Source organism: Caloramator mitchellensis (genome assembly GCF_001440545.1).
GTDB lineage: Bacteria > Bacillota > Clostridia > Clostridiales > Caloramatoraceae > Caloramator > Caloramator mitchellensis.
This window is the reverse complement of record NZ_LKHP01000023.1, coordinates 1-13,916: the sequence shown is the minus strand read 5'-3', so window position 1 is coordinate 13,916 and position 13,916 is coordinate 1. Positions and strand designations below refer to the sequence as shown.

At 28.8% G+C, this 13,916-nt stretch carries 13 protein-coding genes and 1 pseudogene; 13 read left to right on the top strand and 1 reads right to left on the bottom strand.

Going from position 1 to position 13,916, the window contains the following annotated elements; all coding sequences use genetic code 11:
- Nucleotides 1-115: 115 nt before the first annotated feature.
- The 13 genes from ABG79_RS11610 to ABG79_RS11550 all read left to right on the top strand — a co-directional run bounded on the left by ABG79_RS11610 (nucleotide 116) and on the right by ABG79_RS11550 (nucleotide 13,550).
- On the top strand, nucleotides 116-1,909 hold the full coding sequence (locus ABG79_RS11610; RefSeq protein WP_057979636.1) for an O-antigen ligase family protein: 1,794 nt from the start codon (nucleotides 116-118) through the stop codon (nucleotides 1,907-1,909).
- 49 nt (nucleotides 1,910-1,958) lie between these two features.
- Nucleotides 1,959-3,152: a P-loop NTPase family protein gene (locus tag ABG79_RS11605; protein WP_057979635.1), complete on the top strand. Its 1,194-nt coding sequence runs from the start codon at nucleotides 1,959-1,961 to the stop codon at nucleotides 3,150-3,152.
- Between the two features lie 182 nt (nucleotides 3,153-3,334).
- Complete coding sequence (locus ABG79_RS11600) at nucleotides 3,335-3,745, top strand: polysaccharide biosynthesis protein (RefSeq protein ID WP_083490432.1); 411 nt, start codon at nucleotides 3,335-3,337, stop codon at nucleotides 3,743-3,745.
- A 165-nt stretch (nucleotides 3,746-3,910) separates the two neighbouring features.
- Nucleotides 3,911-4,402 carry a PglD-related sugar-binding protein gene (locus ABG79_RS11595; protein WP_242859341.1) on the top strand — a complete coding sequence of 164 codons (492 nt, stop codon included), beginning with the start codon at nucleotides 3,911-3,913 and terminating at the stop codon, nucleotides 4,400-4,402.
- Between the two features lie 21 nt (nucleotides 4,403-4,423).
- On the top strand, nucleotides 4,424-5,074 hold the full coding sequence (locus tag ABG79_RS11590; protein ID WP_057979632.1) for a sugar transferase: 651 nt from the start codon (nucleotides 4,424-4,426) through the stop codon (nucleotides 5,072-5,074).
- Nucleotides 5,075-5,178: 104 nt separating this feature from the next.
- Nucleotides 5,179-5,958 (top strand): methionyl-tRNA formyltransferase, encoded by a 780-nt coding sequence (locus ABG79_RS11585; protein ID WP_057979631.1) that lies wholly within the window; start codon nucleotides 5,179-5,181, stop codon nucleotides 5,956-5,958.
- Complete coding sequence (locus ABG79_RS11580) at nucleotides 5,955-6,821, top strand: polysaccharide deacetylase family protein (RefSeq protein WP_057979630.1); 867 nt, start codon at nucleotides 5,955-5,957, stop codon at nucleotides 6,819-6,821. The genes ABG79_RS11585 and ABG79_RS11580 overlap by 4 nt, the downstream gene beginning before the upstream one ends.
- On the top strand, nucleotides 6,818-7,753 hold the full coding sequence (locus tag ABG79_RS11575) for an NAD-dependent epimerase/dehydratase family protein (RefSeq protein WP_057979629.1): 936 nt from the start codon (nucleotides 6,818-6,820) through the stop codon (nucleotides 7,751-7,753). Before ABG79_RS11580 ends, ABG79_RS11575 begins: the two co-directional genes overlap by 4 nt.
- Nucleotides 7,754-7,780: 27 nt before the next feature.
- Nucleotides 7,781-9,019 carry a glycosyltransferase family 4 protein gene (locus ABG79_RS11570; protein WP_057979628.1) on the top strand — a complete coding sequence of 413 codons (1,239 nt, stop codon included), beginning with the start codon at nucleotides 7,781-7,783 and terminating at the stop codon, nucleotides 9,017-9,019.
- Between the two features lies 1 nt (nucleotide 9,020).
- On the top strand, nucleotides 9,021-10,076 hold the full coding sequence (locus tag ABG79_RS11565) for a nucleoside-diphosphate sugar epimerase/dehydratase (protein ID WP_057979627.1): 1,056 nt from the start codon (nucleotides 9,021-9,023) through the stop codon (nucleotides 10,074-10,076).
- Nucleotides 10,077-10,091: 15 nt separating this feature from the next.
- The gene (locus tag ABG79_RS11560; protein ID WP_057979626.1) at nucleotides 10,092-11,201 is read left to right on the top strand and encodes a capsular polysaccharide biosynthesis protein CapF; all 1,110 of its coding nucleotides are present in this window, start codon (nucleotides 10,092-10,094) and stop codon (nucleotides 11,199-11,201) included.
- A 1-nt stretch (nucleotide 11,202) separates the two neighbouring features.
- Entirely contained in the window at nucleotides 11,203-12,330 is a 1,128-nt protein-coding gene (gene wecB / locus ABG79_RS11555; protein ID WP_057979625.1) for a non-hydrolyzing UDP-N-acetylglucosamine 2-epimerase, read from the top strand.
- Nucleotides 12,330-13,550, top strand: coding sequence for a glycosyltransferase (locus ABG79_RS11550; RefSeq protein WP_057979624.1), 1,221 nt, complete (start codon nucleotides 12,330-12,332; stop codon nucleotides 13,548-13,550). The genes wecB and ABG79_RS11550 overlap by 1 nt, the downstream gene beginning before the upstream one ends.
- Nucleotides 13,551-13,560: 10 nt before the next feature.
- Here the strand turns inward: ABG79_RS11550 and ABG79_RS12645 are convergent.
- A pseudogene (locus tag ABG79_RS12645) lies at nucleotides 13,561-13,916 on the bottom strand (IS4 family transposase); the annotation flags it as partial.

The window sequence follows — 13,916 nt, the reverse complement described above, 5'->3', positions numbered from 1 at the left end:
GACGCTTACAATTTTTTGATGCTTACGACGCCTACATACAAAAATGCAAATATTCTTGAATAAAATGTAAAAAATTTGTATAATATTAGATGAATATGTATTTGGAGGTATGTTCATGAAAAAAATGCCGCAAAAAAGTGAAATTTATTCTATTATCCCAATCCTACTAATTTTAGTTGTTGTTCCACTAATAGTTCACCTAAAGGTAGTAGATTTGACTGGCGAAATATCAAACATTTGGATACAGGGCAAAAAAAATCTAGACTTCTTTTCCTATTATAAGGCCAAATATTTTATTATTATATCTTTAATTTCATGTGTTGTGTTTTTTGTAAAATTAAGTAAAAATAGTTTAAAAATAAAAAAGTCATTTTTATATGTTCCTTCTTTTGTATTTATAATGTCAGCATTAATCTCAACATTACTTTCAGAGTATAGCAGTATAGCGTTCTTCGGTGCGCCAGACAGGTATGAAGGATTTTTTGTCATTCTATTTTACATATTAATTATGTTACTAACATTTAATTTGACTGATAACGATAAGAAAATTTATTTACTCATTAACGCCCTTTTGGTTTCAACTGTAATTATTTCTATTATAGCTATTTTCCAATATTTCAAACACGATATATTCCAAACAACTCTTGGGAGAAAGCTTATTTTGCCAAAAGAATTTTGGCCACAACTTGATAAGTTGCAATTCACACTTGGAGAAAGAGCTGCTTATGGGACTTTGTATAACATTAATTACGTTGGTAGCTTCATGGCAATTTCTTTTCCGTTATTTCTAACTTTGACATTTCTTTTGAAGGATTTAAAACAAAAAACAGTCTACGCAATTGCAGCGTTACTGGCTTTGAGCTCATTATTTGCTTCTTTGTCAAGAGCGGGTCTTCTTGGAATTGTTGTTTCAATTATGCTATTGCTGTTTATTTTAAGAAAATATTTGTTTAAACAATGGAAAGTATTATTGTCTTTTTCTGCTGTTGCAGTGTTAGCAATAATTATTATAAATAGTGTTACAAATGGTTTTGTCTTAAATAGATTTGCGACTTTAAAAAAAGAAGCCAAGTCATTTTTGACGACAAGTTCAAATGTATCTACTAAAAATAGGCTCAAAGAAATTAAGACAGAAAAAAATACCCTAACTTTTATATATAAGAACGACTCATTGAAATTTGATTTATCTGATAATTTAAAAATATACGACGCAAATAATAAAGAGATAAAATTTGATTATAACTTTGAAGATAGCAGTATAAAATTTATTGATGAACAATATAAAGATAGAAACTTTGGTTTCGGAAATTATAATGGAATGCCATTAATTCAACTTAGAACTGGAGGCAGTCCAATAAATGTAGTATATACAGTTGAAGGTTTCAAAATTATAGGACCAAATAACAGCTATTTAGATGTAAAACCTGTAGAAAAGATTGGCTTTGAGGGTAAAGAATATTTAGGTTCAAATAGAGGCTATATTTGGTCTAGAACTTTACCACTTATTAAGAAAAAACCTTTATTTGGTTATGGACCAGATACATTTATTTTGAGCTACCCTCAGCATGATGTGGTAGGTAAATTAAATTTCTATTATGATCCTTTAATTGTATTGGACAAGCCACATAATATATTTATTCAGACAGCAGTAAATACAGGTTTAGTTTCTCTGATTGCATTGCTATTAATTTTTGCATTATATATTTTACAAAGTTTAAAGATTTATTATAATCCAACATTTGAAGGCATCAATGAAATATACGGAGTTTCAATATTCTTAGGAATAGTTGGTTATATAATAACTGGCTTTTTTAACGATAGTATCGTTTCAGTTGCACCGGTTTTCTGGGTATTATTAGGAGTAGGTTTTGCAGTGAATTACTATATAAGCAGCAAAAGACAAGTATAATTTTTGTTAATAAAAATTAAAAAAACAAATGAGTTTTGAGGTGGATAATATGGAAAAAGAGATTACAATAAACATAAATGATGTTATTTACTCTATTCACAAGAGAAAAAAAGTTATTTTATTAACGCTCTTTGTTTCGTTAATATTAGGGATAATTTTTGCTTTTTTCACTAAGCCTCCATATAAGGTTGAGTCAAATATATACATAGAATTTGAAAAAGAAGTAGTTTTACAAGATCCCAAAACTAGATATACGGATGCTATTTATATCTTTGAAAAGTATGTAAGAATATGCAGTAAATTATTAAATTCAGATTCCTTTATAAGAGCTTCAGCTATTGAAAATAATATTGCTCAAAACGAAATTGATAGAATAAAGAAAAAAATAAAGATTAGCCCTTCACCAGATAGCCAAGTGATAAATATTAGTTTTGAACATGAAAACAAAAATGTTGGAGTTGCATTCTTAAATTCATTAATTAACCATTTAAGAATAGAGATTAAAAATATTAATCCAGATATAAAGTTTTTAATTCTTGACAAGCCTTATGCTACTGAAAACATTTCTAATTCTTCTAATGCGGTAAAAATTTTAATTGCTTTAGTATTAGGTTTATTCTTAGTATTTCTTTATATTTTTATTTTTGATTTTTTAATGTATAAAATTAAGAGTGCAAATGAAATATCAGATTTTTTACAAATACATATAATTGGTCAATTAAAAATAAATAAAGAAAAAGATACAGATGATTTTAAGCTAATTAGAAACAACTTGCTTACACTATTAAGCAGAAAAAATGCTAAAGTTATTTCCTTTATTAGTATCCATAAACTTGAAGGAAAAAGTTATATAGCAAATAATATTTCAAAACTAATATCTGACTTAGGATATAGAACTTTGTTAATTGATTTTTCGAGGAATTGTAATGAAAACAATAATAGTTTAACTGTAGTTAGATATTTTAAAGATAATAATTTTACAATAGACAAAGAAGAAATTATGAAAATAAAAAAATTTGTTGAAACACAAAAAGAAGAATATGACTATATTTTCTTTGATATGCCATCTGTTTTTGAAGAAAATGCGTTGCTGTTAAACGAAGTTGCAGACGCATCAATATTAGTAACAGCTTATGACGAGATAACATTGAATGAACTAAATGAGTTGAGAGAGATAATTAATATACATGAAATAAATCTAATTGGATTAATCTTTAATAAGGTTTTTAAAATAATGAAATAAAAGGCTGAAGCAAGGTGTTACAATGAAAAAAAATTAATTTTATTAAGTCAATTGGACTTATCCTTATAGATTTTTTGCTTATAAATTCATCATTCATCCTAACAGACATCCTTCTAAATACAATAAGATACAAATGCAAAAACACAGGATGCAGAATAAAAATACTTCCTGGCTTTGAAGAGATGATGAAGGATGGAAAGGCTCTTTTAAAAAACCTAAGGGACATTAAAATAGAAGACCTATTAAGAAGAGACCCAATAAACCTTGACATTAAGGGAATTGAAGAATATATAAAGAATAAGAAAATACTAGTTACTGGTGGAGGAGGCTCAATAGGCTCTGAACTTGCAAGGCAGATTTCAAGGTTCAATCCATCAGAGCTAATCATACTTGATATAAACGAAAACGCAGTATACGAACTAGAACACGAATTAAAATTCAAATATCCAGACCTAAACATAAAAGTAATAATAGCATCGATAAGGGATAAGGGAAGAATAGACAGGATATTCAACACCTCTAGACCAAACATAGTATTCCACGCAGCAGCACATAAACATGTTCCTCTAATGGAAAACAATCCCAGCAATTAACCCTGCTAAAATAAACTTTGGAACACTCCAAAAAAACCTAGAACATCTTAAAAATGCAGTTAAATTTGAAAATGAAGAGATTATAATTACATACATAGGACAAGTTGTAGACACTTATAGGAAAAGCGATGAGTATAACGAAAAGGCAAGAGGGGTTATCAAGTGATGAACAATTTATTAATTCTTGGAGCTGGTGGACACGGAAGAGTAGTAAGGGAAACTGCAGAGGCAATGAAATTTTTCCCAAGAATAGATTTTCTTGATGATAACTCAGAAATAGCCATTGGCAAATTAAATAAGTTTCATAAATTTACAAATGAATATAACTATGCTTTTGTTGCCATCGGAAATAATTTATTAAGAGAAAAATGGATGAATCAAATACAAAATTTATTTAAATTACCTGTATTGATTCATCCAATTTCATATATTAGTCCAACAGCAAATATATGCGATGGCACAATAATTTGTGCAGGTGCCATAATCAACACAAATTCAACCATAGGAAAAGGTTCAATTATAAGCATTGGAGCAAAAATAGATCACGATTGTATAATTGGCAATTATACCCACATAAATGCAGGAGCAATAGTTAAATCAAATACAATAGTTGATGATTTTATTAAAGTAGATGCAGGAGTAATATTTTCAGGTTAATAAATAGTTGGGGGTATTAATATGTATAAAAGCGTAAAAAAATTATTGGATTTTATTTTATCATTGATTGGCCTTATAGTTCTTTCTCCTTTATTTTTAATCCTAATGATTGCAATAAAACTAGATTCAGAAGGACCTATATTTTTTAAACAAAAGAGAGTCGGAATCAACAAAACTCATTTTGAAATATTGAAATTCAGAACAATGCGAATAGATACTCCAAAGGATACTCCGACCCACCTTTTAAAGAATCCAGAACAATGGATTACAAAAGTAGGTAAATTCTTAAGAAAAACATCCCTTGATGAATTACCACAGATAATAAACATTTTAAAGGGTGAAATGAGTATAATAGGGCCAAGACCAGCCCTGTGGAACCAATTTGACTTAATTGAAGAAAGGGACAAATATGGAGCAAATGACTTAAGACCAGGCCTTACAGGCTGGGCACAAATCAATGGAAGAGATGAGCTTCCCATTGAAGTAAAGGCAAAATTAGATGGCGAATATACAAAAAATTTCGGTATTAAAATGGATATAAAAATATTCTTTAAAACAATTGTATACGTCCTGAAAAGAAATGGAGTTGTAGAAGGCGGAACTGGAGCATTACAAGGCAATCACAAAACAGCATCGGATGAAGTTGCAGCTGCACAAGAGGTAGTGGAGTAAAGGAGAATTTTTGAAGTTTAAATATTGACTAATTAGAACAGCTAAACTTGAAGAAATACAAAAGATTAAATGGCAAGAACTAATTGAGAATGGAGAAGAGTGTAATGCTTAAGGTAATAATATTGACACAACAAGATAGATTTTTTATTCCTAATAATATACAAAAAATAATAGATAATTCTGAAGTTCTTGAAATTGTTAATGTTGATTGCAAAAGTTCACTTCAAAATAAATTATCAGATTTTATAAAATGGTTTGGTCTTTATCAAGTTGCAAAGTTGGGAATATTTACAATATTACGCTCCTTAGCAGGTAGATTAGACAAGCTATTTAGTTATAAATTATATGATGGATTATGTGGTGTAGAACATATAGCTAAAAAGAATAATATACCATTTAAAGTTATTCATGATTCAAATAGTAAAGATTTTTTTAATGTGGTTAAAGAATTAAACCCTGATGTAATTCTTTCTTTTTCAGCTCCTCAAGTTATCAAAGAACCATTATTATCGTTCCCTAAGTATGGGATTTTAAATGTTCATGGAAGTTTACTACCAGATTATAGGGGATGCATGCCAAGTTTTTGGTATTTATACAATAAAGAAGAATATGGCGGAGCAACTGTTCATTATATGTCAGAAAAAATAGATGATGGCGATATAGTAGCCCAAGATAAAATTTATATAGGCGATTGTAAATCAATGTTTGAACTTATGAAAAGAACAAAAAAAGTCGGAGGAGAATTAATGGTTAGGGTTATAAAAGAACTAGAAAGTGGAAGTTTAAAAAGAAGACCAAATAATGCTTCTGAAGGTAGATACTTTACATGGCCAAATGCAGAACAAGGTAAAGAATTTAGAGCAAAAGGGAAGAGATTGATATGAAAAAATATTTTTTAACACTTGATCTTGAAGAATGGTATCATCTTGAATATTTAAAAGAATATAAAGAGATTATTGAATCAAGCCAAAGATTTGCACCGAAGGTTTTACCTTTTTTGTATAAAATGGCGGATGAAGGGGTTTTTCTTACAGTCTTTGTTTTAGAAGATGTAGCAAAAGGCAATCCTGAATTAATTAGAGAAATAGCTAAGATGGGGCATGAAATTGCTTGTCATGGAAAACACCACGAATTGGTATATGAATTAACTAAAGAAGAGTTCAGACAAAGAATCGGTGAAGCAAAGAAAACTCTTGAAGAGATAACAGGAAAACCAGTCAAAGGATATAGAGCACCATGTTTTTCTATGGAGACTGAGAAATTAGATGTTTTATGGGATTTAGGATTTACTTATGATGCAAGTCTTATTAGATTCAAAGAGCATAAATTATATAATGTTATGGATATTTCAAATTTTAAAAAGGTTGAAAGTATGATTTTTAGAAAAAATGATAAATATGAATTTGAGACTCCTACATTGGATATAATGGGTAAATCCATTCCAATATCAGGTGGTGGATATTTTAGATTATTCCCACTATGGTTAATGAAATATTTTATGAAAAAACATTGGGAAAATGAAGATAATTTTATGTTTTATATTCATCCTTTTGAATTAGTCAGAGAAAAGCTTGAAAATGGCAAGAAAATGGGTATAAAAAATTACTTTAGATTTCAGGTGGGCAGATCTAGATTACAGGATAAGTTATTTAAGTATATTAAATGGTTAAAAAAGCAAAATGTAGAGTTTTTGAAGATTGAAGATTATATAAATAAATTAGAGAATAAAGAAGGTAAGGGGATATGAAAAAGATATTAATTACTGGAGCAAATGGAATGATAGGAAGTTCCATAGTAAATGAATTAATTGATTTGCATGAGTTGATTTTAATAGATTTATATTCAGATAAAATTGATAAATTTAGGGGTAGAGCAACTATTATAAATTTTGATTTAAGAAATATATCAGAATGGGAAAGTATCCTTGAGGGTGTAAACACTGTTATACATTTAGCTGCAGCAGTTCATTGGACGCCTAAAAATAAAAAAGAAGAGCAATATTTTATAAAAACAAATGTTGAGGGCACAAGAAAATTATTTGAAGCATGCAATAAATATAATGTTGCTAGATTTCTGTTTTTTAGCACTAATGATGTGTATGAAGCTTCAAATAATTTAATTACGGAAGAGACACCAGTAAATCCTAAAAATATATATGGTAAAAGTAAACTTTTAGCTGAACAATACCTTTTAGATGTTTCAAAGAATAGTAATACTTCCGTATGCATTTTTAGACCTGCCTCAGTATATGGAGAAAATGATAAAGGTAGTATGAAATCTTTAATAGATTTATGTAAAAAAGGCGTAGTTCCTATGATTGGAAAAGGAAAAAATAAGAAAGCGTTATTATATATAAAAGATCTTGTTCAAGCAGTTAAAAAATATGCAGATAGTGAAAATGATTTTAATAGAGAAATTTTTAATATTTCGTCTGGTAATTATGAATATATAGAAATTATTAATTCTATAGCTAAAGTTTTTGATTTAAAACCAATTAGGATTTATATTCCAAAATTGTTATGTACTAAAATTGCATCAAAAATTGGTCCTTTGAAAAAACTTGCAATAGCGGGAGAAACAAAAATGATTTCTTGTGATAAAGCTAGTATATTGTTAGGTTATAAAGCAAACTTTTCATTGGTAGAAGGGCTTAAGGATAGCAAATATTATATAATTTAAAGCTGAGTAAAGGGAGTAATTGCAAATATGAATAAAAAAAAAGAATTTTTGTTTCTATGCCAATTTTTCTATCCGGAATATATATCATCTGCTGCTTTGCCATTTGAGACTGCTGAAGCTTTAGTCAACGCAGGATTAAGTGTAGGAGTCTTATGTGGATATCCAAAGGAATATAGTTTATCAACAGATGTGCCATTAAAAGAAATATATAAGGGTATAGAAATTAAAAGGTTAAGGTACATCCAGCTTAAACGTAGTAATTTCATAGGAAGAATAATAAATTATTTTTCATTTACTTTAGCTGTTGCGTTAAATTTTTTATATTTAAAAAATTATAAAACAATAATAGTGTATTCTAATCCTCCAATACTTCCTTTAATAGCTGCAGCTGCGAGTAAGCTATTCAAAACAAAATTTATTTTTGTTTGTTATGATGTTTATCCTGAAATTGCATATATTACAAATAGTATTTCTGAAGGAAGTATTATAGCAAAATTAATGAATTTTATTAACAAAGTTGTTTTTAAATATGTAAATAAAGTAGTTGCTTTATCTAGTGAAATGAAAGATTTTTTACTTCTAAATAGACAGCAATTAAAAGAAGAAAAAGTTGAGGTTATTCCTAATTGGTATGAGGCTAAAGAAATTCAGGATATTTCAAAATCTTATTTTAATAAATTGTTTCAAGATTTAAAACCCAAAGAAAACCTTATTGTCGGGTATTATGGCAACTTGGGAATCTGCCAGGATTTAGATATTATATTAAGAGCAATAAGAGAATTAAGAAATTTTAATGGAATAAAATTTGTATTTGCTGGTCATGGGAATAAGATGAGAATTCTTAAGTCTATAACAAAGGAAGAAGAATTAAGTAATGTTATTATATATGATTTCTTACATGGACAAGATTTTCAGGATGCATTAAATATTACCGATTGCTTCATTGTGAGTTTAGTTAATGGATTAACAGGGTTAGCCGTTCCAAGTAAAACCTATAGTTATATGATGGCGGGTAAACCTATAATTGCTATAATGGGTGAAAATTCAGATATTGCGAGAGATTTAATAGAAAATAAGGCTGGATTTGTTATTCAACCAGGTGAAACTTCTAAATTAATAGATGCTTTAAAAGATTTATATTATAATCAAGAAAAAATTAAGATAATGGGTGAAAATTGTCGTGACGTTTTTTTGAAGAAATATACTAAAGAAAAATGCACAAATCAGTATGTAAAATTGATGAAAGAAATTTTGGAGGATGAGTAAAATGTTTAATAATAAAACCTTATTAATCACAGGTGGGACAGGCACCTTTGGAAATGCAGTTTTGAAGAGATTTTTAAATACTGATATAGGAGAAATTAGAGTATTTTCCCGTGATGAAAAAAAACAAGATGATATGAGAAAGTTCTATAAAAATGATAAAATAAAATTCTATATAGGCGATGTTAGAGATATACAAAGTATTAAAAATGCAATGTATGGAGTAGATTATGTTTTCCATGCTGCAGCATTAAAACAAGTTCCATCTTGCGAATTTTTTCCACTTGAAGCATTTAAAACAAATGTAATTGGCACAGAGAATGTATTAACTGCTGCAATAGAATGTGGTGTAAAAAAGGTAACATGTCTGTCAACAGATAAAGCTGCTTATCCAATAAACGCAATGGGCATATCAAAGGCAATGATGGAAAAGGTGTTTATTGCAAAATCAAGAACAGTTTCACCTGATAGAACACTAATATGTGGAACAAGATACGGTAATGTAATGGCATCAAGAGGTTCTGTAATACCACTTTTTATACAACAAATAAAAAGTGGACAACCACTTACAGTTACAGATCCAAATATGACAAGATTTTTAATGAGTATAGAAGAGGCAGTTGAGCTTGTTGTTTATGCATTCCAAAATGCTAAACAAGGAGATATAATGGTTCAAAAAGCTCCATCTGCAAGAATAGGTGATTTAGCTCAAGCAATAAAGGAAATATTTAAGGCAGATAATGAAATAAAAATTATTGGAACTAGACATGGTGAAAAACTATATGAAACTTTATTAACAAAAGAAGAGTATTTAGTAGCACAGGACTTAGGTGGTTTTTATAGAGTTCCTGCAGACAATAGAGATTTAAATTATGGTAAATACTTCGAAGAAGGTAATAGAGATTTATCAAATTACAAAGAATACAATTCGCATAATACAACTATTCTAAATGTAGAACAAATAAAGAAAAAATTATTATCATTAGAATATATACAGCAAGAACTTAGAGAATTTAATGGATTAAAAGAAGCAGCTGTTACAATAGAAAAGCTAATATAAGAAAGGTTGAAGAATATGAAAATACTTGTTACCGGCTCAAAGGGATTTGTGGGTAAAAATTTAATAGCTGAACTTAAAAATAGAGGATACAATGAAATATATAAATTTGATAGAAATACAGATAAGAGCCTATTAGAAAACTACACAAAGGATTGTGAATTTGTATTTCATCTTGCAGGGGTAAATAGACCTCAGAATGAAGAGGAATTCATGCAAGGCAATTTTGGATTTACAAGTGAACTTTTAGCATTACTGAAAAAACACAATAACAGATCTCCAATACTTATTACATCATCTATACAAGCAAAGCTTGACAATCCTTATGGTAGAAGTAAAAAGGCTGGTGAAGATTTAGTATTTAACTTTGGCAAGGAAAATGGGAACAAAGCAATAGTATATAGACTTCCTAACCTATTTGGCAAATGGTGTAGACCAAATTATAACAGCGTTGTAGCAACATTTTGTTATAATATTGCAAATGACTTACCTATAAAAATAAATGATCCAAACGTTGTTTTAACATTATCTTATATTGATGATGTTGTTGAAGAATTTATAAATGCACTTGAAGGAAAAGAAAATAGAAATGGTGAGTTTTGTGAAGTTTCAAAATCGTATAATGTTTCATTAGGTAATATAGCTGAATTAATCTATTCTTTTAAAAAGAGTAGAGAAGAACGTTCAATTCCTAATATGAGCGATGAATTTACAAAAAAGCTCTACAGCACATATTTAAGTTATCTGCCAAAGGATAAGTTTAGCTACGAATTAAAAATGAATGTAGATAATAGAGGCTCCTTTACAGAGTTTATAAAAACATTAGACAGAGGACAGGTATCTGTTAATATTTCAAAGCCAGGAATAACAAAAGGCAATCATTGGCACCACACAAAAAATGAGAAATTCCTTGTTGTAAGTGGAAAAGGTGTAATAAGGTTTAGAAAGATTGATTCAGATGAGATAATAGAGTATTATGTTAGTGGAGATAAATTAGAGGTAGTAGATATTCCTCCAGGATATACACATAACATAGAAAACCTTGGAGATACAGATATGGTTACAATAATGTGGGCAAACGAGCCCTTTGACCCAGAAAAACCAGATACGTATTATTTGGAGGTTTAACATGAAAAAACTAAAGGTAATGACTGTTGTTGGAACAAGACCAGAGATTATTAGGCTTTCACAAGTTATAAAAAAATTAGAGAAGTCAGAAGCAATTGAACATATATTAGTCCATACAGGACAGAATTATGATTACGAGTTAAACGAAGTATTTTTTAAGGATTTAGAACTTAAAAAACCAGACTACTTTTTAGATGCAGCTACAGGAACAGCTGTTGAAACAATTGGTAATATATTAATTAAAATTGATCCAATCTTAGAAAAAGAAAAACCAGAGGCACTACTTGTTCTTGGTGACACAAATAGCTGTCTTTGTGCAATTGCAGCAAAGAGAAGACATATTCCAATATTTCATATGGAAGCAGGAAATAGATGTTTTGACCAAAGGGTTCCTGAAGAAACAAATAGAAGGATAGTTGACCACATAGCGGATATAAATTTAACCTACAGTGATATAGCAAGGGAATATCTAATAAGAGAGGGATTTCCAATAGATAGGATAATAAAAACAGGAAGCCCAATGTATGAAGTTATACAAAAGAAAATGAAGGACATAGAAAAATCAGATGTATTAGAAAGATTAGATTTAGAAGAAGGCAAATATTTTGTAGTATCAGCCCATAGAGAAGAAAATATTAATTCAGAAGAAAATTTTATGGATTTAGTTGAAAGCCTTAATGCTATCGCAGAAAAATATAGCCTACCAATAATAGTTAGCACACATCCAAGAACAAGAAAAATGATAGAAACAAAGGGAATAAAGTTTAATCCGCTAATACAAACTTTAAAACCACTTGGATTTAATGATTATATTAAGCTACAAATGAATGCAAAGGCAGTTTTAAGCGATAGTGGAACTATTAGTGAAGAATCATCAATACTTGGACTTAAAGCCTTAAACATAAGACAAGCCCACGAAAGACCTGAGGCTATGGAGGAAGCATCTGTAATGATGGTAGGATTAAAGAAAGAAAGAATTCTTCAAGGCTTAGAAGTGTTGGAGACACAAGAGAAGGATACATTAAGACTAGTTAGGGATTATAGTATGCCAAATGTATCGGATAAGGTATTAAGAATAATATTATCCTATACTGATTATGTAAATAGAGTTGTTTGGGGGAAATATTAATGAAAGTTTTGCAAATTAATTCTGTCTGTGGAGTTGGTAGCACAGGCAGAATTGCAACGGATATACATCAGATCTTAAAGGAACAAGGGCATGAAAGCTATATTGCATATGGCAGAGGAGAAGCAAAAAATTGTGATAATGCAATAAGGATAGGCAATGATTTAGATATTTATAAACATGTGGCATTAACAAGGATTTTTGATAAACATGGTTTTAGTTCAAAAAAGGCTACAATAGACTTTATAAAAAAAGTAGAAAAAATAAATCCTGATGTTATTCATCTTCATAATATACATGGATATTATATAAACATTGAAGTTTTGTTTAATTATTTAAAGACTTGTAATAAAAGAATAATATGGACATTACATGATTGCTGGGCCTTTACAGGGCATTGTGCTTATTTTGATTATGTTGGTTGTGACAAATGGAAAAAACAATGTGACAATTGCCCTCAAAAAAATAAATATCCTCAAAGTATTTTTATAGATAATTCATATTTAAATTATAAAAGAAAAAAAGAACTTTTTACAGGAATAAAAAATATGACAATTGTAACACCTTCCAATTGGCTTGCAAATTTAGTTAAAGAATCATTTTTGAATGAATATGAAGTTAAAGTGATTCATAATGGCATTGACTTAAATGTTTTTAAGCCAGTTGATGGAAGCAATTTTAGAAAAAAATATAATATACAAGATAAATTTATTATCTTAGGTGTTGCAAATGTTTGGGATGAAAGAAAAGGATTAAAATATTTTATTGAACTTTCAAAGATGATAGATGAAAACTTTAAAATTGTTATAGTTGGGTTAAATGAAAAACAACTGAAAAGCTTACCTAAAAATATAATAGGAATTAAAAGGACTAATAGTATTGATGAACTTGTTGAAATATATTCAGCATCAGACGTATTTGTAAATCCAACATTAGAAGAAGTTTTAGGATTAGTTAATTTAGAAGCACTTGTTTGTGGAACACCAGTAATTACTTTTAATACTGGGGGAAGTGTGGAGTGTATAGAAAATAATAGTGAATTTATAGTAGAAAAAGTTAATATTGATGATTTAATAGCTAAAATACTTAAATATAAAGATAAAAAAGATGAAGAAAAAGATATCATAAAAAAAGAATCTATAATTAGAGTGAAAGATTTTTTTGATAAAGACAAAAAGTTTTATGATTATATTAAATTATATAATAATAGTTGTATTGTTTAATGTAAATTACTCAACTTTCGCAGGACAAAAAGACTAACTTCTCCTTGATATAGCAAGGCAAAGCCTCAATAAAATTATCTATAATTGAGTCAATAATGTCCTTTGAAATAGTTAGTTTTTCATTTAATACATTTTTTAAGATATCTATGATAAGTTGTAATGCTTCACAAAATTGGATATCTTGAAGTTCATCACAACATTGATAAAAGAATCCACCAATAGTTCTTAAATCCTTGATGTTTCGACTTTCTATTGACAACATGATATATCTGGTAAAAACAATTGATGTATGAGCAACCATGGAATCATAAGAACGACTTTGAAACTCTTTACCGAGTTTGAGGAACGATTTGTTCATTTTAAAGG